The organism is Mesorhizobium sp. (assembly GCF_004962925.1).
Taxonomy (GTDB): Bacteria; Pseudomonadota; Alphaproteobacteria; order Rhizobiales; family Rhizobiaceae; genus Mesorhizobium.
In genome coordinates this window covers 1-20,260 of record NZ_SUEO01000109.1, presented here as the reverse complement: position 1 = coordinate 20,260, position 20,260 = coordinate 1, and the positions used below count along the sequence as shown (strand labels likewise).

Sequence of the window (20,260 nt, the reverse complement as noted above, 5' to 3'; positions counted from 1 at the left end):
GCAAAGCTGTTCGCGCGCGGCATCGACAAGGCGGCGCAGAAGTTCGGCGAAGAGGCGGTCGAAACAGTGATCGCGGCCGTTGGCGGTGACAGACAAGCGCTCGTTTCGGAAAGCGCCGATCTCATCTATCATTGGCTCGTCGTTCTGGGTGTCGCCGGCATTCCGCTTGCCGATGTCCTGACCGAACTCGAGCGCCGCACCAGTCGTTCGGGCATCGCCGAAAAGGCGTCTCGGCAGGACCGGGGCTGATCGCTGCGGAGGGTAGGAAACTCGATGGACCAGCTCGCCCCCACCGAGAAATACTCACCCTTTCGTTTCTTCTCGGCGGAGCAATGGTCGCAGTTCCGCGCCGACACCCCGATGACGCTCGGCGCGGACGAGATCCGTCGCCTGCGCTCGCTCAACGACCCGGTCGACCTCGAAGAGGTCAAGCGCATCTATCTTTCGCTGTCGCGGCTTTTGTCGGCCCATGTCGAGGCGAGCCAGCTGCTGTTCAGGCAGCGCCAGGCCTTCTTCAATGCGGTGGATATCGTCAAAACGCCCTTCATCATCGGCATTGCGGGCTCTGTCGCGGTCGGCAAATCGACCACGGCGCGCGTGCTCAAGGAATTGCTGGCGCGCTGGCCGTCGAGCCCCAAGGTCGATCTGATCACCACCGACGGCTTCCTGCTTCCCAACGAAATCCTGCGCCGCAACAACCTGATGGAACGCAAGGGCTTTCCCGACAGCTATGACGTCGGCGCCCTGCTGCGTTTCCTGTCGGGCATCAAATCGGCGCAGCGCAATGTCCGCGCGCCTGTTTATTCGCACCTGACTTACGACGTCATTCCCGGCGAGTTCCAGACCATCGACCGGCCGGACATATTGATCTTCGAAGGCATCAACGTGCTTCAGCCCGGCAAGCTGCCGAAGGACGGCAAGATCGTGCCTTTCCTGTCGGATTTCTTCGACTTCGCCATCTATATCGATGCCGAAGAGGAGCTGATCCATCACTGGTACATCGCCCGCTTCATGCGGCTGCGCGAGACGGCCTTCCGCAACCCGGATTCCTTCTTCCACCGCTATTCGCAACTTTCGCAAGCAGCGGCTCGCGCCATCGCCGAAGGCTTGTGGGCCAACATCAACCTGAAGAATTTGCGCGAGAACATCCTGCCGACGCGAGCCCGCGCCGATCTCATCCTGCGCAAGGGCGCCAATCACCTGGTCGAGGAAGTGGCGCTCAGGAAGCTGTGAAATTCCGAGCCATTCCTTAAAGTCATCTTAACCCAGCCTTTCTATTGTCGAGCCTGATCTGCGGGCTCCGGCAAACAATGAACGCGCCTTTCCTTCATATTGATCGACCGGCAGCTGACCGTGTCGCCCATCCGGGGAGCGGGACCGCCACGATTGCGCTGATCGTGCCGGTGCATAACGAGGAAGGCGCGATCGCCCCATTTCTGAAGGCCGTATGCGAAAGCATCGATCCGCTGCAGGAAAATGGCGTTACCTTCGATCTCATCTTCGTCAATGACGGCAGCAGCGACGCGACACTCGAACGGCTGATCGAAGCCCGGCAAGCCGATCCGCGTATTCGGGTGATCGACCTCTCACGCAATTTCGGCAAGGAGGCCGCGATGACCGCCGGTCTCGACAGCTGCGATGCCGATGCCGCAATTCCCATGGATGTCGACCTGCAGGACCCGCCGCATGTCATTCCGCTGCTTGTCGAAAAATGGCGCGAGGGTTTCGAGGTCGTTCTGGCCAAGCGAGCCAATCGGTCGAGCGACAGTTTTCTAAAGCAGCGCTCCGCCTCGACCTTCTACCGCGTTCACAATTGGATCGCACAGCAGAAGATCCCGCACGATGTCGGCGACTTCAGGTTGATCGATCGTCAGGTCATCGAAGCGCTGCGCTCCTTGCCCGAACGCCGTCGTTTCATGAAGGGCCTGTTCGCCTGGGTGGGCTTCCGCACTGCAACCGTCGAATATGTCCGCGATCGGCGCATCGCCGGTCAGTCGAAATTCTCCGGCTGGAGGCTGTGGAACTTCGCGCTCGAAGGCATCACCAGCTTCTCCACCGCGCCGCTTGAAATCTGGACCTATGTCGGCGCGACGATCTCGGCATTGTCGTTTCTCTACGGCCTGCTGATCGTCGCCAAGACGATGATCTTTGGCGCGGACGTGCCAGGCTACGCTTCGCTGCTGGTCAGTGTTCTTTTCCTTGGCGGCATCCAATTGCTCGGCATCGGCATCATCGGACAGTATCTCGGCAGGGTCTACGCCGAGATCAAGCAGCGTCCGATCTACATCGTGCGTCGCAAATATGAGGGGATGAACTGATGGAGCTCGACGCCTACCGACAGATGGCCGCTACCGAAGACGAGCATTGGTGGTTCTGTGGGCGGCGTGCCATCGCGGAGGCGGTCATTCGCCACCTCGACTTGCCGGCAAAGGCGCGCATCGTCGAGATCGGCGCTGGCACCGGTGGCAACATCCAGATGCTGGAACAGTTCGGCGCGGTGACGGCAGTGGAAATGAGTGATCTCGCGCGCGAGATCGCCGGGGAAAAGACCGGCCGCGACTTTCTCGCCGGCCATCTGCCGGACAATATTCCTGTCGCGCCGCAAAGCTGCGACCTCATCTGCCTGTTCGACGTACTGGAACATGTCGCGGAGGACGAAGCATCGCTGGCCGCAATCCGCCAAATGCTGAAACCAGGCGGCCGCGTCATCCTTACGGTGCCCGCACATCAATGGCTATGGAGCATCCACGATGTGGGGTTGCACCACATGCGGCGCTATTCCCGCAATCTGCTGCGTGAGCGCATTGAAAAGGCCGGCTTTACGATCGACCGGCTGAGCTATACCAATGCCGCGCTGTTTCCCGCAGCAGTGTTGGCACGACTGGTGGACAGGCTGCGCAAACCGGCCAGGCCAGCGGGCCACGCGACGCCGCCGAAGCCGCTCAATGCAGCGATGAAGGCTGTGTTTTCGGCGGAGGGCCGGATCGTGCCAAACGCAAGCCTGCCGTTTGGTGTTTCGCTGCTGGCGGTGTTTCGCAAGGACGGCGCCGTCGAAACCGGTCGCTTCGACGAGAAACTGGCAGCCTGACCGCGCCATGTCGGCTACTGGCTCGTATCGTCGCCTGTCGCGCTTTGCCCTGATCGGGATTGCATCGACGCTGATCTATGCCGTCTGCGCTTTCCTGCTGTCCGCGCTTCCAACCGTCGCCATGCCAGCGGCGTCGGCTTCCGTCGCAGCCTATGTCATCGCCGCGATGTTTTCCTATGCGGGCCACAAATACGTGACCTTTGTATCGCCGGGGGCGCATGCATTCGAAGTCCTCCGGTTTTCGCTGCTGACCGCATCGGGGCTTGGTCTTTCCTGGTTGTTGCCGCTGATCCTGGTCGAAGGCCTGGGCGCGCCCCCCGTGCTGTCGATCGCCATTATTTGTGTCGTCGTGCCGGCGATCAACTATTTCGTCCTCGCTCGATGGGTGTTCACCTCAGGCCGGAAGATGCGGGCAACATCATGAGTGTCTCAAACGACGTTGGCGCCTTGAACCAGTGGCGAAGTGAGGATTCAACGGCGCCGCTCTTCTCCAGTCGCAATACCCTTGCCTTAGCTGCGATAACGGCCTTCTCGATCGTCTATCAGATGCGCTGGGGAACCATTCCAGACACGAGCTGGCTGATCACGGTCTGCGAGCGCATGCTCTCGGGTGAACGGCTCTATTCCCAGATCTATGAAACCAATCCTCCGTTCAGCGTATGGCTCTATTTTCCGCCGGTCGCTGCGGCCAAGTTGCTGGGGATCGCGCCGGAAATCCTGGTTCAGGCCTGGACGTACCTCGCCGCACTGATCGGGCTTTCATTCTCTGGCATAATCATCAAGCGTGCGGATTTCGCCGAAACAGCGTCCCTGTTTGCCATGGCACCCGCCTTTTACGCAGTGCTGGTAATCTTTCCCGGAAACGTCTTCAGCGAGCGAGAACACATCGGCATTGCGTTTTTCATGCCGCTGTTGGCCCTTCATGCCTGGCGTGCGCGGAAAGATGCAGCGTCACCACCAAGTTTAGGCCTTGCCGTGCTTGCCGGGCTGTCGGGTAGCATACTACTGCTGATCAAACCCTACTACGCCATCATGGTGCTGGCGCCGGCACTGCTCGTTGCTGCGCATCGGCGCAGCCTGAGGTCGTTCTTCGCTCCGGAACACTGGGTCATCGGGGCGGTTTGCGTCGCCTATCTCAGCGCAGTCACGCTGGTATACCCGGAATTCCTGCGCGACGTTTACCCCCTGATGGCGGATGTTTATGCGCAAATCCGTGTCTTTCTGCATAATGTGATCTGCTACGGGCCCACGTGGTGTTTTCTTATGTTCCTGATCTGGCGGCTGTGGCCAGCCGGGCGATTTCCGGAGCTGGCGGCGGTAGCGCTGGCCGCATCGATCGCCGGCATGTTTCCGCTGTTCTATCAGGCAAAGGGCTGGGCCTATCACGCCTATCCCGCAATTTTTTGCGCCGTAGCAACCATTCTGTGCCTGCTGGCTTTGCTTCGAAACCAGCGACGATCGACACGGCTTCTGCCTCCTATGGCTGCTCCTTCTCGTGCCCTGATGTTAATCGGGGTTGCGATCGCTTTCATTCCGAACTGGAGCACCCAGAAGCCAGACCCTGCGCTGGCTGCCGCCATTCGCACTGCGACCGATCGGCCGACGGTGGCTTTGATCGGTTCAGACATGGCCGCTGGACATCCACTCGATCGCGTGATCGACGGTCGTTACGTTTCGACACATGTCAGCGATTGGCTCGGAGCTTTCTCGCTCTATCTGTCCCGGCGGGCGACCGTCTCCGGCGATACCGCCGAGGCGACGCGTTACCAAGCCATCATGGTGCGCTACGCCGAAAGCAAGCGTGAAGAATTTGAGCGCCTGCGCCCGGATGTAGTCATCGTCCAGAAAGGCGATACCTACTGGATAAGCCAACTGATCGAGCATTTTGGCTTTGGCGCCATCCTGGCCCATTACCGTGTGCTCGTCGAAGACAATACCCTGCGCATCTATCTACGCGAAGACTATGTCCGCCCCGGCCCGTTGACGGTCGGGCGCGTCACGTCGGTGTCGTCACCCGCCTCAGCGTCAGATTGATCCGTCCGCCATTCCTGAGCAATGCCGAGGTCGAGGGATAGATACGGTCGACGCCGTGGAAACAGAGGCGGCCTTCGCCACCGAGCACGACGACGTCGCCGCTTTTCAGCCTGAACGATCGGGTCGCCCCTTCGCGCGTGCTTTGGCCGACCCTGAACAGGCAATCGTCGCCGAGTGAGACGGAGACGACCGGCGCGGAGAGATCGATCTCGTCGCGATCCTGATGAAGGCCCATCTTCGCGTCCGGCGAATAGAAATTGACCAGGCAAGCCTCCGGCGGATGCGGATAGGCAGACACGTCCCGCCACAGCTGCAGCAGCACGTCCGGGATCGGCGGCCAGGGCGTTCCGGTCACCGGGTGCGTCGGCTGGTAGCGATAGCCGTGCTCCTTGTCGGTGACCCAGCCGAGCGGGCCGCAATTGGTCATGCGCACGCTCATCTCCTTGCCGGTGCGCGGCATGGCCGGCACGAACAGGGGAGCCTCCTGCACGACCCGCCTCACATCCTCGACCAGTGCTTCCTGCACCGCGCGGGACAGATAGCCGGGCATGTGGCGGACGCCTTTGGGCAGAACGAGCATGGTCGCTTGATCCGTTGGCCTGGAATACCAGAATGCCACCATCAAATGAAAACAGCGACCCGAAAGCCGCCGTTCTTGTCCTTGGATGGCAATCGCCAGCTCAAGGTGTGGTGAGATTCAGGTCAGGCCGAGCCGGAGTCGAAGACGGGCGCGAAGCGACCAAACAGGTGGTTTCCGAGAACCGGAGCGGAGCGTACTTAAGTACGTGAGCACCGGAAGCGCAGGAAACCGCCGTTTGCAGGCCGGCATCACCTGAATATCAACATACCTTAGTCGAGATCCGGTATGCGCAGGACTTGCCCCGGATAGATCTTGTCCGGGTGGGTCAGCATCGGCTTGTTGGCTTCGAAAATGCTCGTGTTCTTCGCGCCCTTGCCCTTGCCGTAGCTCTTTTCGGCGATCTTCCAGAGGTTGTCGCCTTTCTTGACCGTGTAGAAGGTCGGTTCCTTGGCCGGGGCAGCAGGCGTGCCGGCCTCGGGGGCGGCGACCTGCAATTCGTCCGCTTGCACCTTGGACACGCCGAGCGTGTTGCCGACGGCGATGACCGCCTTTTCGAAGATCGATTGATCCTTGACCACGCCCTTCAGGACGGCCGTATCGCCTTTGACGACGACTTCCACATTGTCGGTGCCGAGCGCGTGCGAATCGAGTTCCTTCTTGAGAGTATCGGCGGTCGGTTCCGGCTCATCGTCGCCGAAGCCGAGCTTCTTGCCGACGCCCTTGACGAAATCAAACATGCCCATCTGTGGTCTCCCTTGCTGTGGCGAATACCAAACTTGCCATCTGCAACCTTTAATTGGAAGCTGTCTCGAGCGCGGGATCGATGTCGCGCCTACCGCATCGTGGACGCGCGTCGCTCTAATCGTCGTCCACCCGGCCACGCAGTTTCTTGATGGTGCCGCGTCCAGCCTTGGTCTTCAGCCGCCTTTCGACCGCGCCTTTCGACGGCCTCGTCTTCTTGCGCGGCGGCGGCGGCGGTTCGGCGGCCTTGGCGACCAGTTCCGCAAGCCGCGCGCGGGCGTCCGCCCGGTTCTGCTCTTGCGTACGGAAGCGTCCAGCCTCGATGACGATGACGCCGTCCTTGGTGGCGCGCTGGCCGGCCAGCTTTATGGTTCGCGCGCGGACGCGCTCCGACAGGCCGGGCGCATTCGCCGCATCGAAACGCAGTTGCACCGCCGTCGCCACCTTGTTGACGTTCTGGCCGCCCGGGCCGGACGAGCGGATGAAATCCTCGTGCAGGTCATCCGGATGGATCACCGCATCGTCGGCAATGATGATCTTGTCGTCAGCATTCATGCCGCAGTCATGGCGCGGCGGAGGAAAAAAGAAAAGGCCCGATCCCCCGGGTCGGGCCTTCCCGATCCCGGTCCGGGCCTTGAGGTTCAGATACCCAGCCGGCGATTATTCCGCGGCTTCGCGCATGCGCGGCGCAGCGCCGAGCACAATGGCGTCGACATGAGGTTCGAATTTTTCGAAATTGATGGCGAACATGCCGACCAGCCTCGCCGCCTGCAGGTCATAGGCTGATGTGTCGGCCCAGGTCGATCTCGGATCGAGAATGGCGCGGTCGACGCCCGCGACCGCCACCGGCACATCGAAACCGAAATTGGCGTCGGTGCGGAAATCGGCCCCTTTCAGCGAGCCGTCGAGTGCCGCGGCAAGCAGCGCCCGCGTTGCCTTGATCGGCATCCGCTTGCCGGTGCCATAGGCGCCGCCGGTCCAGCCGGTGTTGACCAGCCAGCAGTCGACGCCGTGATGGGCGATCAGCTCGCGCAGCAGATTGCCGTATTCCGACGGATGGCGTGGCATGAACGGTGCGCCGAAACAGGTCGAAAACGTCGCTTCGGGATCGGTGACGCCCTTCTCGGTCCCTGCCACCTTGGCGGTATAGCCGGAGAGGAAATGATACATCGCCTGAGCCGCGGTTAGCCGGGCAATTGGCGGCATCACGCCGAATGCGTCGGCTGTCAGCATGATGATGTTTTTCGGGTGACCGGCGCGGCCCGTCTTGCTGGCGTTGGGGATGAAGTCGAGCGGATAGGCGCAGCGCGTGTTTTCGGTGAGACTGCCGTCGTCGAAATCCGGCACACAGTCCGCGTCGAGCACCACATTCTCCAGCACCGTCCCGAAGCGTCGGGTGGTGGCGAAGATCTCCGGCTCGGCCTCGGCCGAGAGCTTTATCGTCTTGGCATAGCAGCCGCCTTCGAAATTGAAGATGCCATCCGGACCCCAGCCGTGCTCGTCGTCGCCGACCAGCGTGCGCGACGGGTCGGCCGACAGCGTCGTCTTGCCGGTTCCCGAGAGCCCGAAGAAGACGGCCGCGTCTCCGCCGGCGCCTTCATTGGCCGAGCAATGCATCGGCATCACGCCCTTCGCCGGCAACAGATAGTTGAGCACGGTGAACACCGACTTCTTCATTTCGCCGGCATAGGAGGTGCCGCCGATCAGCACGATCATGCGCGAAAGATCGACGGCGATCACCGTTTCGGTGCGGGTGCCATGGCGGACGGGATCGGCGCGGAACGACGGCAGGTCGATGATCGTCATGTCAGGCACGAAATGCTCGAGCTCGGCGGCTTCCGGACGAATGAGCAGATTGCGGATGAACAAGGAGTGCCAGGCAAGTTCCGTGACGACCCTGGTCGTCAGCTTCAAGTTCTCGTCGGCGCCGCCGATCAGATCTTGCACATAAAGATCCTTGTCCGCCGCATGGGCGCGAAAATCGGCGAGCAGCGTGTCGAACTGGGACGGCGAAATCGCCTTGTTGTTGTCCCACCACACATGCGGCCCGGTGGTCTCGTCGCGCACGATGAATTTGTCCTTGGGCGAGCGGCCGGTGTGCTGCCCGGTTTCGGCGATGAGCGCGCCATGCGCGGTTATTCGGGCCTCGCCGCGGCGGATCGCTTCCTCGTACAGGGCCGCCACGCCGAAATTATAGCGCACCGCGCCCGTGGTTTTCAGGCCGATCCGATCGATCGCCCATGCGGGATTGCGTTTGCCGGCTTCCGACATGAGGGTTCCTTCTTCGATTTGAGCATCCTGGCCGGCAAATTTCCGGAGCCCCCACGACGGAGACTGTAAGCGTCAGAACCAGAAAAGCCAAACGATATCAAATAATTAATCGATTTAAATATTTTGAAAGTTGTTTAAATCGTTTATATATGCAAAAAGTCAGGCGGTTGCCCAAAGGATTGGCGGTCTTTATCAGTCCAATCCATATCGAGGTGAGATTGTGGCCGCCGGCGTGCCGCTCGTGACAGCGGACTGAGCCTGTGCCACATTTTGTACCTAATTTGTCCTGCAAAAGCCCCTTCTCGACCAAAGAAGGGACAGCTCATGAGGGAGCCGCTTGAAATGGCAACAATCGCGCTTGTCGACGACGATCGCAACATTCTGACTTCGGTGTCGATCGCTCTCGAGTCGGAGGGGTATCGCGTCGAAACCTACACGGATGGGGCATCGGCGCTGGAAGGCCTGGCGGCGCGCCCGCCGAATCTCGCCATCCTCGACATCAAGATGCCGCGCATGGACGGCATGGAGCTTCTGCGCCGGATGCGCCAGAAATCCGACCTGCCGGTGATCTTCCTGACGTCCAAGGACGACGAGATCGACGAGCTTTTCGGCCTCAAGATGGGCGCCGACGACTTCATCCGCAAACCCTTCTCGCAGCGTCTTCTGGTCGAGCGGGTTCGGGCCGTGCTGCGCCGTGCCAGCGCCCGTGAGGCGTCGGCCAAGACCCCCAACCAGCAGGCCCGTTCGCTCGAGCGCGGCCAGCTTGTCATGGACCAGGAGCGCCACACATGCACCTGGAAGGGCGAGCCGGTGACGCTTACCGTCACCGAGTTCCTGATCCTGCATTCTCTGGCCCAGCGTCCCGGCGTGGTAAAAAGCCGTGATGCGCTTATGGATTCGGCCTATGATGAGCAGGTCTATGTCGATGACCGCACCATCGACAGTCACATCAAGCGGCTCCGCAAGAAGTTCAAGGCCGTCGATGATGACTTCGAGATGATCGAAACCCTTTACGGAGTCGGATACCGGTTCCGCGAAGCGTAAATAGGCAATAGGCAGTAGGGAATAGTCGGTAGTCAGTTTTGGATGGTGCGAACGGCCACTCAGCATCTCACCAACCATTTCTCTATTCCCTACTGCCTACTCACTAATTACTAAGCCGGGGGCTGCTATTCGATGGCAGTGGACGTAGAGCGAGTGAGACGGACGGGCGGCCGGCGCCCGTCGCGGATTCTGCCCGCATTCCTGTCGAGGATCACGGTGCCGATGCGCCGCTTCCTCGGCCATCATATCTTTTCCAGCCTGACGCGGCGCATTCTCTTCCTCAACCTCGCCGGCCTGGCCGTCCTGGTCACCGGCATTCTCTACCTCAACACGTTTCGCGACGGGCTGATCGATGCCCGCGTCGAGAGCCTGATGACCCAGGGCGAGATTATCGCCGGCGCGATCGCGGCGTCGGCGACGGTCGAGACCGATTCGATCAGCATCGATCCAGAGAAACTGCTGGAGCTGCAGGCCGGCGAAAGCCTGGGTCCCGGCTCCGATCAGCTCGACAATCTGGATTTCCCGATCAATCCGGAGCGCGTCGCGCCGGTGCTCAGGCGGTTGATTTCGCCGACGCGGACTCGCGCCCGCATTTATGACCGCGACGCCAATTTGCTGCTCGATTCCCGCCATCTCTATTCGCGCGGCCAGATCCTTCGCTACGACCTGCCACCGGTCGACGCGGAAGAGCCCGACCTTCTGGAACGCATCCAGAAATTCGTCTTCGATTTCTTCCGCAACACCGCGCTGCCGGTCTACCATGAACAGCCGGGCGGCAATGGCGCTGCATTTCCGGAGGTCGTCAAGGCGCTTACCGGCAGCCCGTCGACCATCGTGCGGATCTCCGAACAGGGCGAGCAGATCGTTTCGGTCGCCGTGCCGATCCAGCGCTTCCGCGCCGTGCTCGGCGTGCTGATGCTGTCGACGGAAGGCGGCGACATCGACAAGATCGTCGCGGCCGAACGCAAGGCGATCCTGCGCGTCTTCGGCATCGCCGCCCTTGTCACCGCCATCCTGTCGATGCTGCTCGCCTCGACCATCGCCAACCCGCTGCGCCGGCTGTCGGCGGCGGCGGTCAGGGTGCGGCGCGGCGTCAAGAACCGCGAGGAAATCCCCGATTTCTCCGACCGGCAGGACGAGATCGGCAATCTGTCGATCGCCGTGCGCGATATGACCAATGCGCTCTACGCTCGCATCGAGGCGATCGAAAGTTTCGCGGCTGACGTCTCGCACGAGTTGAAGAACCCGCTGACCTCGCTACGCAGTGCAGTGGAGACCCTGCCGCTGGCCAAGAACGACACCTCGCGCAGCCGGCTGATGGATATCATCCAGCACGACGTCAGGCGGCTGGACCGTCTCATCACCGACATTTCCGATGCCTCCCGTCTCGACGCCGAACTCGCCCGGGAAGACGCCGGAACGGTCGATTTGAAGAAATTCATCACTGATCTGGTCGACGTTTCGCGCACGGCCACGCGCAACAAGAAGACGGTCGAGATCGAGTTCAAGGTCGCCAAGCCGCCGCAGGGCGTCAAGGGCTACTTCGTCGCCGGCCACGATCTGAGGATTGGCCAGGTCATCACCAATCTGATCGAAAATGCCCGCTCCTTCGTTCCTGAAGAGCGCGGCCACATCACTATCTCGCTGGCGCGCGCGGGCAAGGTCAACATCATCACCATCGACGACAATGGTCCCGGTATAAGAGCCGACAACATCGACCGCATCTTTGAACGCTTCTATACCGACCGGCCGGCCGGCGAGGCGTTCGGCCAGAATTCAGGCCTTGGCCTGTCGATCAGCAGGCAGATCGTCGAAGCCCATGGCGGCACGCTGACCGCCGAGAACATCCCGGGCACCAAACCCGGCGAGATCAAGGGCGCGCGCTTCGTCGTGACATTGCCGGCAGAAGGCTGATCTGTGCGCGCTGAAAACATTCATGGAACGGCGCTGCTGATCGGCGAGCGCGGCGTCCTCATCACCGGACCGTCCGGCGCCGGCAAGACGACGCTGGCGCTGACGCTCCTGGATCATTGCCGCGCGCGCGGGCTGTTTTCGCGGCTTATAGGCGACGACAGGCTGCTCGCCGTGGCCCACGCCGGGCGGCTGGTCTGTCGCGTGCCGGCGACCATCGCCGGTCTCGCCGAAGTGCCTGGGTTCATGCCGCGCCCGCTGCCGTTCGAGCCGGGTGGAGTGATCGACCTGCATGTCCGGCTGGTGCCGAAGGCAGAAATGGCCCGTTTCCAGGAGGAAATCAGCGAACCGGTGGCAGGCTGTCCCGTGCCGCGTATCGACCTTGCCGAGCGCAACGCCGCCACGGCCTTGCCGGCGGTGATGGCACGGCTCTCCATCGCGCCTTTTTTATGATCCGGTTCCGGTTTTTTGCTGCAATGCGTCAAAATGGCCTGGGCCTGTGCAATTTTGGGCTTGTCAACGCGTCCCGCGTCGACAAGATAGCGCTCCCGCCGCCTGAAATGGCCGGCGAGTATGAAACGCCTGTGAAGCGGCGATGACGGGAGCCACCAAAGAATGATCGGACTCGTGCTTGTAACGCACGGTCAACTGGCCGCCGAATTCCGCCATGCCGTGGAACATGTCGTCGGGCCACAAGACAGTTTCGAGACCGTGGCGATCGGCGCTGATGACGATATGGAGCAGCGCCGCAGCGACATCGTCGACGCCGTTGCCCGTGTCGACACCGGGGCGGGCGTCATCGTTTTGACGGACATGTTCGGCGGCACGCCCTCCAATCTCGCCATTTCGGTGATGGAATCCGGTCGTACCGAGGTCATTGCCGGCATGAACCTGCCGATGCTGATCAAGCTGTCCAGCATTCGCAAGGGCGACAATATGAGCGCAGCGCTGGACGAGGCGCAGGCCGCCGGCCGCAAATACATCAATGTCGCCAGCCAGCTTCTGAGCAGCAAATGAACGCGCTGTCGGCCAAGAAGGATGACATCGTCCGGGAGTTTCCAATCGTCAACCAGCGTGGCCTGCATGCCCGCGCCTCGGCGAAGTTCGTTCAGGTTGCCAGCGGCTTCGACGCCTCCGTCCATGTCGAGAAGGACGGCGTCAAGGTCGGCGGCACCTCGATCATGGGTTTGATGATGCTGGCGGCGAGCCCCGGCTATTCGATCCGCGTCACCGCCAGCGGCCCGGAGGCCGAGCAGGTCATCGACGCACTGGAGCAACTGGTCGCCTCCCGCTTCGGCGAAGAGTCCTGACGCCTAGAGCGCCGCGCGTCCTTCGGACGCGAATTTGCGCATCGTGCTTTCCGAAAATCGTCTCCAAAGACATGCACGGATAAAGATTTCTTTATATCCCATTGTCGTTCGACCGGCGATCTGCTAGTCAGGCCGGCAACTCGCGCCCTTCGACACGCCTTTGGCGCGGGCGCATCCCGAAGATAATTCTTGATCGGAGCACTGCCATGACGGGTAGCAAGGACTATGTGATCGCCGACATCTCGCTTGCCGGCTGGGGCCGCAAGGAGATCGAGATCGCCGAAACCGAAATGCCGGGTCTGATGGCCTGCCGTGAGGAATTCGGCAAGGCGCAGCCGCTCAAGGGCGCGCGCATCACCGGTTCGCTGCACATGACCATCCAGACGGCGGTGCTGATCGAAACGCTGAAGGTGCTCGGCGCCGATATCCGCTGGGCCTCCTGCAACATCTTCTCGACCCAGGACCATGCGGCCGCGGCCATCGCCGAGGCTGGCATTCCGGTCTTCGCCGTCAAGGGCGAGACGCTCGAGGACTACTGGGTCTACACCGACAGGATCTTCCAGTGGGCCGATGGCGGGACCTCCAACATGATCCTCGACGATGGCGGCGACGCCACCATGTACATCCTGATCGGCGCGCGCGCCGAAGCCGGCGAGGATGTGCTCTCCAATCCGGGCAGCGAGGAGGAAGAAATCCTGTTTGCCCAGATCAAGAAGCGCATGAAGGCTTCGCCCGGCTTCTTCACCAAGCAGAAGGAAGCGATCCGCGGCGTCACCGAAGAGACGACGACCGGCGTCAACCGGCTCTATCAGTTGCAGAAGAAGGGCCTGCTGCCGTTCCCGGCCATCAACGTCAACGATAGCGTGACGAAGTCGAAATTCGACAACAAATATGGTTGCAAGGAATCGCTGGTCGACGGCATTCGCCGCGGAACCGACACGATGATGGCCGGCAAGGTCGCGGTCGTCTGCGGCTATGGCGACGTCGGCAAGGGTTCTTCGGCGTCGCTCAAGGGCGCCGGCGCCCGCGTCAAGGTCACCGAGGTCGATCCGATCTGCGCCTTGCAGGCGGCGATGGACGGCTTCGAAGTCGTCACGCTCGAAGATGCCGCCCCGACCGCCGACATCATCATCACCACCACCGGCAACAAGGACGTCGTCACCCTCGACCACATGCGGTCGTTCAAGGACATGGTGATCGTCGGCAATATCGGTCACTTCGACAACGAGATCCAGGTGGCGTCGCTGCGCAATCTGAAGTGGACCAACATCAAGCCGCAGGTCGACATGATCACCTTCCCGGACGGCAAGCGGATGATCCTGTTGTCGGAAGGCCGCCTGCTCAATCTCGGCAACGCCACCGGCCATCCGAGCTTCGTCATGTCGGCATCGTTCACCAACCAGGTGCTGGCCCAGATCGAGCTGTACACCAAGCCCGGCCAGTACGAGAATCAGGTCTATGTCCTGCCCAAGCATCTCGATGAAAAGGTTGCGCGCCTGCATCTCGACAAGCTTGGCGCCCGCCTTACCGAACTGTCCGGCGAACAGGCCGCCTATATCGGCGTGACCCCGCAGGGGCCGTTCAAGCCGGAACACTACCGCTATTAACCAAAGCTTAAATTACCACTAGATATTGATGCCGGGCGATTGACTTTTCGCCCGGCTTTATTTTTGCGCTGATTGATTCTTCACGCCGATTCGCGCAAGCGCTATGGTGCTGATTCGCGGGTCCGGGGACGAGGGCCGACGCACGCATCAGGGCGGTCTTGCATTCAGGCGGCGAAGAGGACCAAGACATGCCGGGGGATAACCCGCCTCGCGCGGGACAGGCCGTTTCCGGCGGCCACAACGATTCGGTGACCACGGATTCCGCTGCAAGGGGCGGAAGCCTCCTATGGTGCGCTGGCGCTCGCGTCGGAAAATTGCTTGCTTCTTCCGCGCTCGCCGGCCCGCTGCTCGGTTTTGCGGCACATGCTGAAACCGTTGCTGCGCAAAAAGCCGGGCTGTCGGTCTCCACGGTCGAGGTCATGCAACTCGCCATGTTTGTCGGCGTCATGGGCGCGGCCCTTGTCTCGGCCATCGCCCTGATCCGCGAAAGAGCGCGCACCTCGGCGCAGAATGTCGAACTCAGAGCCCGCCTAGCCGATGTCAACGCTGCGCTGCGGCGCTCCGAGGCGCTGCTCAATCTGCGCGACCAGCGTGTCGTCGTATGGGCCTCGGAAAACAAGAAACCCGAACTCGTCGGGACATTGCCGATTGAGAGCGGCGCCCCGGAAGACCGCGCCGCTTTCCTCGCCTTCGGCCGTTGGCTGATGCCGCGCTCGGCGGCGGCGCTCGAAAATGCCGTGGCGGGACTGCGGGAAAAGGCGAGGCCGTTCGATCTCGTCATCGAATCGCAGGCCGGTGCGCCGCTCGAAGTGCACGGTCGCAAGAGCGCAGCACATGTGCTTGTGCGCTTCGTCTCGCTGTCTGAAACGCAGCGAAGCGAGGCCAGGCTGAAAATCGAGAACCAGCGCCTCGCCGCCGACCATGACACGATGCTCGGCCTTCTCGACGCGCTCAGCATGCCGTCATGGCTGCGCGCGGCGGACGGGCGGTTGAAATGGGTCAACCGCGCCTATGCCAAGGCAGTCGAAGCGGAAAATGCCGAAGCGGCTGTTCGCGACGCGAAGGAATTCCTGGGTGGCCAGGCGCGCGATGCGATCGCTGCGCAGCACAAGTCGCATTCCGTCTTCGAGCAGGCGCTTTCCACCGTCATCGAAGGCGACCGCCGCATGTTCGCCGTGACCGACTTCGCCGGCGCGGATGGTTCGGCGGGTCTTGCCTGCGACACCAGCGCCATCGAGATCATCCGTAACGAATATGAGCGGACCGTGCGGAGCCATGCCGACACGCTCGATCAACTCAACACCGCCGTGGCGATTTTCGATACCGACGAAAAGCTGCGGTTTTTCAACCAGGCGTTCCAGAAGCTATGGGGCCTCGACAGCGGCTTCCTGCACAGCGCTCCGGACAACGCCTTGTTGCTCGACCGGCTGCGCAGCGAGGGCAAGATCGCCGAGCAGCCCGAATGGCGGCGCTGGAAGGAAAGCCTGCTTGGCGCCTATCGCGCGGTCGAGTCGCAGGAACATTGGTGGCATCTGCCGGACGGCAAGACCATCCGCGTCGTCGCCAATCCGCAGCCCAAGGGCGGCGTGACCTGGGTGTTCGAGAACCTGACCGAGAAGATGGACCTCGAAAGCCGCTACCAGACCGCGGTTCGGGTCCAGGGCGAGACGCTCGACAACCTTGCCGAAGGCGTGGCCGTGTTCGGCCCCGACGGAAGGCTCAGACTGTCGAACCCGGCATTCGCAGCACTTTGGGGACTGGACGCCGACGCCGCCAAGCCCAACGTTCACGTCTCAACGATCCGCGATCTTTGCGACCGGCGCGCCGCCGACACTCCCTGGGGCGGGTTCGTTGCCGCCATCACCGGTTTCGACGATGAGCGCCGTGACCGCCATGGCCAGACCGAGCTGAACAACGGCACCGTCCTGCGTTACGCGATGATCCCGCTACCCAACGGGCAGGTGATGATGACCTTTGTCGACGTCACCGACAGCGTCAATGTCGAGCGGGCGCTGAAGGACAAGAACGAGGCGCTGGAAAAATCCGACCAGCTCAAGAACGAGTTCGTGCAGCACGTCTCTTACGAATTGCGCTCGCCGCTGACCAACATCATCGGTTTCACCGAGCTTCTTTCGCTGCCGGCGACCGGACCATTGAGCCAGAAGCAGCGCGAATATGTCGAGCATGTCGGCTCGTCTTCCTCGGTCCTGCTCACCATCGTCAACGACATCCTCGACCTGGCGACCGTGGATGCCGGCATCATGGAACTCGATATCTCCGAAGTTCACGTCGACCGGACCATCACCGCCGCCGCCGAGCTTGTTGCCGACCGGCTGGAGGAGCATGCGATCAGGCTCAAGATTGACGCGGCCACCGCGCCAAAGACGTTCCACGGCGACGAAATCCGCATCCGCCAGATCCTCTACAATTTGCTGAGCAATGCCGCGAACTACGCCCCGGAGGCGAGCACCATCACGCTCGCCTGCCGCTCGCTTGCCGAAGGCGTGGAATTCTCCGTTCATGACGACGGTCCCGGCATGCCGCCGGACCTGCTCGATTCGGTGTTCCGGCGGTTTGAACCGCGCACCAATGGCGGCCGCCGGCGCGGCGCCGGCCTCGGCCTGTCGATCGTCAAGAGCTTTGTCGAACTGCACGGCGGCAGCGTCCGCATCGAGACCGGCCAGGACAAGGGCACCACGGTCATTTGTGCCTTTCCCGACACGCCGTCCGGCATCCGCGCGGCGGCCGAGTAGCGCGCTCGATGGCAGGCGTGGTGCTGGAGCGTTTTCTCGCCGACGAGGCTGCAACCGCAAGGCTGGGCGAGGACCTGGCCATGTCGCTGCGCCCCGGCGACGTGCTGGCGCTCAAAGGCGATCTCGGCGCCGGCAAGTCGAGTTTGGCGCGGGCGCTGATCAGGGCAATGACCGACGATTCCGGTCTCGACGTGCCGAGCCCTACCTTCACGCTCGTCCAGAGCTATGAGGCGCGCGTTCCCGTCCATCATTTCGACCTCTATCGCCTGTCCTCGGCGTCCGAACTGGAGGAGCTGGGTTTCGACGAAGCGCTGGCGCAAGGCGCTGCCCTGGTGGAATGGCCGGAACGGGCAGAGGCCTATTTGCCAAAGACTTCGATCCAGATCGAGCTGCTCCATCAGGGCGATGGCCGCCTGGCGAGACTGACGGGACAAGGTGCTGCCTTCGAGCGCGCGGTGCGATCGCTGGCCATGCGCGATTTTCTGGAAAGAGCTGGCTGGGGCGAAGCGCAGAGACGCTATTTTATCGGCGACGCCTCGGCCCGCTCCTATGAGATCGTCTCGCTGGCCGGCTTGCCGCCGCGCGTGTTGATGAATTCGCCAACGCTGGTGCTCGGGCCACCGGTCCGCGACGGTAAGCCCTATGCGGTGATCGCCCACACTGCGCAATCCGTCGTGGCCTTTGTCGCCATCGACCGGGCATTGCGGGCCGGCGGCGTCAGCGCCCCGGAAATCCATGCCCAGGACCTCGACCAGGGATTTCTTCTGCTTGAGCATCTCGGCTCCGAGGGATTTCTCGGGCAGCATGGTCAGCCGGTGGCGGAGCGCTACGCGGCGGCGGCCAAACTGCTTGCCATGATGCATGGCAAGGCATGGCCCGATCGCATCGAGGCCGCACCCGGCGTCTTTCACGACGTGCCGCCTTTCGATCGCGACGCCATGATGATCGAAGCCGAATTGCTGGTGGACTGGTATGTGCCGGCGATATCAGGCGGCCCGGCAAGCGATGCCTTGCGCGCCGGCTATGTCAGGGAATGGAATGCGGTCCTCGACCGGCTGCAGGGGCGCGAATACACGCTCATGCTGCGCGACTTTCATTCGCCCAACATCATCTGGCGCGGCGAGCGCACCGGTCACGATCGCCTTGGGATCGTCGATGTCCAGGACGCGCTGATCGGCCCATCCGCCTACGACCTCGCCTCGCTCGCCATGGATGCGCGCGTCACGCTTTCGCCCGAGATCGAGAAGCGCACGCTCAATGCCTATATCGCCGCGCGCCACAAGGCTGGCGCCTTTAACGAAGACGAATTCGTCGAGACCTATGCGATCATGGCGGCGCAGCGCAATTCGAAGATACTCGGCATTTTTGTTCGGCTCGAAAAGCGCGACGGCAAGCCCTACTATCTAAAACACCTGCCGCGCATTCGCGACTATCTCCGGCGAGCGCTGGCGCATCCCGGGCTGGCCAGCTTGCGCGATTTCTATATCGCCCACGGTCTGCTGGAGGAACGGTCGCTATGACGGCACGCCTCAAAACCGCAATGGTGCTTGCCGCCGGGCTGGGAAAGCGCATGCGGCCAATCACCGACACGATGCCGAAGCCGCTGGTCAAGATTTCAGGCAAGACATTGCTCGACTGGAGCCTGGACAGCCTGGCGCAGGCCGGCGTCGACAAGGCGATGGTCAACGTCCACTATTTTCCCGAACAGATCGTCGCCCATGTCGCCGCGCGCCGCGCCCCGAAAGTCGTCATTTCCGATGAAAGCGAAAGACTGCTCGATTCCGCCGGCGGTATCGTCCATGCTTTGCCGGAACTGGGAGGGGCTCCCTTTTACATCGTCAACGCCGACACCTTCTGGATCGACAGCGGCATGCCCAACCTTGCTCGTCTCGCTCTTGCATGGGACGCGGCGAAAATGGATATTCTGCTGATGCTCGCGGATCTCCAGTCAGCAACCGGACACAGTGGCGGCACGGATTTCCTGATGTCGCCGGACCGCACCTTGCGGCGTTCGAAAGGCGACCCGACAGGCCTGATCTATGCCGGCGCGGCGATCGTCCATCCCAGGCTTTTCAAGGATGCGCCGGCCGGTCCGCACTCGCTCAACGCCTATTTCGATGCGGCCATTGCTGCCGGCCGCCTGTTCGGCATGACGATGCACGGCCATTGGATCACAGTCGGCACGCCCGATGCCATCCCGCTTGCGGAAGCGGCCGTCGCCGCCGCTCTTGCTGAGTCGCCCAGCGCTGTTACCGAGTTGACCAGCGCCTTCACTGAGTTGAAATGAGCGGCTCCCGCCGCGTTTTCTCGATCCCGCCCGGAGCGCCGTTTCTGCCGACGCTGGCCGAGGCCTTGCTGTCAGGGCGGCTTGTCCCCGATTTCTGCTTCGACGACCCGCTGGCGTTGGCCGACGCCACTATCTATGTGCCGACGCGCCGCGCCGCGCGGGCGCTGCGCGGCGTCTTCGTCGACCGTCTGGGTGGCCGCTCGGCGATCCTGCCGGTCATCCGTCCGCTCGGCGAGTTCGACGAGGACGAAGCTGCATTCGAGGCCGACGCATCGGCTGCGATCGATCTCGCGCCGCCGATCGCCGCGATCGAGCGACTGCTGCTGCTGGCGCCGCTGGTGCGCGCCTGGAAACGCCGCCTGCCGGCACATGTCGCGGCACTTTTCGACGAGGAGATCGTCGTGCCGGCCTCCGCCGCCGACGCCATCTGGCTGGCGCGCGACCTGGCCCGGCTGATGGACGAGATCGAGACCGAAGGCACGGACTGGACCAAGCTTGCCGATCTGGTCACCGGCAACCTTGCCGGCTGGTGGCAAGTGACGCTCGACTTCCTGAGCATCGTCACCGAAAACTGGCCGAATCTCCTCGAAGAACGCAACCGCTCCAACCCCGCCGCCCATCGCAGTGCTTTGAT

The 20,260-nt window shown here is 62.2% G+C and carries 19 protein-coding genes and 1 pseudogene; 16 read left to right on the top strand and 4 right to left on the bottom strand.

The features are described 5' to 3' along the window. From E5W87_RS20710 to E5W87_RS20685, 6 genes are all read left to right on the top strand, one after another. On the top strand, positions 1-249 hold a 249-nt coding region (locus E5W87_RS20710; protein ID WP_292401550.1), incomplete at its 5' end, for a phosphoribosyl-ATP diphosphatase. Positions 250-273: 24 nt separating this feature from the next. Next, entirely contained in the window at positions 274-1,233 is a 960-nt protein-coding gene (coaA, locus tag E5W87_RS20705) for a type I pantothenate kinase (protein ID WP_095484481.1), read from the top strand. 77 nt (positions 1,234-1,310) lie between these two features. Further along, complete coding sequence (locus E5W87_RS20700; protein ID WP_292401546.1) at positions 1,311-2,318, top strand: glycosyltransferase family 2 protein; 1,008 nt, start codon at positions 1,311-1,313, stop codon at positions 2,316-2,318. After that, on the top strand, positions 2,318-3,088 hold the full coding sequence (locus E5W87_RS20695; protein WP_292401543.1) for a class I SAM-dependent methyltransferase: 771 nt from the start codon (positions 2,318-2,320) through the stop codon (positions 3,086-3,088). Before E5W87_RS20700 ends, E5W87_RS20695 begins: the two co-directional genes overlap by 1 nt. Positions 3,089-3,095: 7 nt before the next feature. Continuing rightward, positions 3,096-3,512 (top strand): GtrA family protein, encoded by a 417-nt coding sequence (locus E5W87_RS20690; RefSeq protein ID WP_292401539.1) that lies wholly within the window; start codon positions 3,096-3,098, stop codon positions 3,510-3,512. Next, the gene (locus tag E5W87_RS20685) at positions 3,509-5,122 is read left to right on the top strand and encodes a hypothetical protein (RefSeq protein ID WP_292401536.1); all 1,614 of its coding nucleotides are present in this window, start codon (positions 3,509-3,511) and stop codon (positions 5,120-5,122) included. Before E5W87_RS20690 ends, E5W87_RS20685 begins: the two co-directional genes overlap by 4 nt. On the opposite strand, the gene E5W87_RS20680 is transcribed toward E5W87_RS20685, so the two are convergent. The 4 genes from E5W87_RS20680 to E5W87_RS20665 all read right to left on the bottom strand — a co-directional run bounded on the left by E5W87_RS20680 (position 5,085) and on the right by E5W87_RS20665 (position 8,714). Further along, the gene (locus E5W87_RS20680) at positions 5,085-5,702 is read right to left on the bottom strand and encodes an alpha-ketoglutarate-dependent dioxygenase AlkB (RefSeq protein WP_292401534.1); all 618 of its coding nucleotides are present in this window, start codon (positions 5,700-5,702) and stop codon (positions 5,085-5,087) included. The two genes, E5W87_RS20685 and E5W87_RS20680, sit on opposite strands and share 38 nt — an antisense overlap. Positions 5,703-5,971: 269 nt before the next feature. Further along, positions 5,972-6,445, bottom strand: coding sequence for a peptidoglycan-binding protein LysM (gene lysM, locus E5W87_RS20675; RefSeq protein WP_292401531.1), 474 nt, complete (start codon positions 6,443-6,445; stop codon positions 5,972-5,974). Between the two features lie 115 nt (positions 6,446-6,560). Next, a complete protein-coding gene (gene arfB / locus E5W87_RS20670; RefSeq protein ID WP_292179784.1) occupies positions 6,561-6,998 on the bottom strand; it encodes an alternative ribosome rescue aminoacyl-tRNA hydrolase ArfB in 438 nt (145 codons plus the stop codon). Between the two features lie 105 nt (positions 6,999-7,103). Further along, entirely contained in the window at positions 7,104-8,714 is a 1,611-nt protein-coding gene (locus E5W87_RS20665; protein WP_292401526.1) for a phosphoenolpyruvate carboxykinase, read from the bottom strand. Between the two features lie 342 nt (positions 8,715-9,056). On the opposite strand from E5W87_RS20665, the gene E5W87_RS20660 reads away from it, so the two are divergent. From E5W87_RS20660 to E5W87_RS20615, 10 genes and pseudogenes are all read left to right on the top strand, one after another. Beyond that, positions 9,057-9,758, top strand: a complete 702-nt coding sequence (locus tag E5W87_RS20660; RefSeq protein ID WP_023796909.1) for a response regulator transcription factor — start codon at positions 9,057-9,059, stop codon at positions 9,756-9,758. 132 nt (positions 9,759-9,890) lie between these two features. Beyond that, positions 9,891-11,672 (top strand): sensor histidine kinase, encoded by a 1,782-nt coding sequence (locus E5W87_RS20655; protein WP_292401522.1) that lies wholly within the window; start codon positions 9,891-9,893, stop codon positions 11,670-11,672. Positions 11,673-11,675: 3 nt separating this feature from the next. Continuing rightward, a complete protein-coding gene (locus tag E5W87_RS20650) occupies positions 11,676-12,122 on the top strand; it encodes an HPr kinase/phosphorylase (protein ID WP_095484473.1) in 447 nt (148 codons plus the stop codon). A 162-nt stretch (positions 12,123-12,284) separates the two neighbouring features. Further along, positions 12,285-12,686 (top strand): PTS sugar transporter subunit IIA, encoded by a 402-nt coding sequence (locus E5W87_RS20645; RefSeq protein ID WP_029347440.1) that lies wholly within the window; start codon positions 12,285-12,287, stop codon positions 12,684-12,686. Continuing rightward, positions 12,683-12,979: an HPr family phosphocarrier protein gene (locus E5W87_RS20640; RefSeq protein ID WP_292401519.1), complete on the top strand. Its 297-nt coding sequence runs from the start codon at positions 12,683-12,685 to the stop codon at positions 12,977-12,979. The genes E5W87_RS20645 and E5W87_RS20640 overlap by 4 nt, the downstream gene beginning before the upstream one ends. 206 nt (positions 12,980-13,185) lie before the next feature. Next, positions 13,186-14,586 (top strand): adenosylhomocysteinase, encoded by a 1,401-nt coding sequence (ahcY, locus tag E5W87_RS20635; protein WP_292401516.1) that lies wholly within the window; start codon positions 13,186-13,188, stop codon positions 14,584-14,586. A gap of 188 nt (positions 14,587-14,774) precedes the next feature. Next, positions 14,775-17,339 carry a PAS domain-containing sensor histidine kinase gene (locus E5W87_RS20630; protein WP_292401513.1) on the top strand — a complete coding sequence of 855 codons (2,565 nt, stop codon included), beginning with the start codon at positions 14,775-14,777 and terminating at the stop codon, positions 17,337-17,339. Positions 17,340-17,347: 8 nt separating this feature from the next. Beyond that, complete coding sequence (gene tsaE / locus E5W87_RS20625; RefSeq protein WP_292401509.1) at positions 17,348-18,859, top strand: tRNA (adenosine(37)-N6)-threonylcarbamoyltransferase complex ATPase subunit type 1 TsaE; 1,512 nt, start codon at positions 17,348-17,350, stop codon at positions 18,857-18,859. Then, positions 18,856-19,626, top strand: a complete 771-nt coding sequence (locus E5W87_RS20620) for a nucleotidyltransferase family protein (RefSeq protein WP_292401507.1) — start codon at positions 18,856-18,858, stop codon at positions 19,624-19,626. The genes tsaE and E5W87_RS20620 overlap by 4 nt, the downstream gene beginning before the upstream one ends. Continuing rightward, positions 19,623-20,260, top strand: a pseudogene (locus tag E5W87_RS20615) (double-strand break repair protein AddB); the annotation flags it as partial. The gene E5W87_RS20620 and the pseudogene E5W87_RS20615, both read left to right, overlap by 4 nt.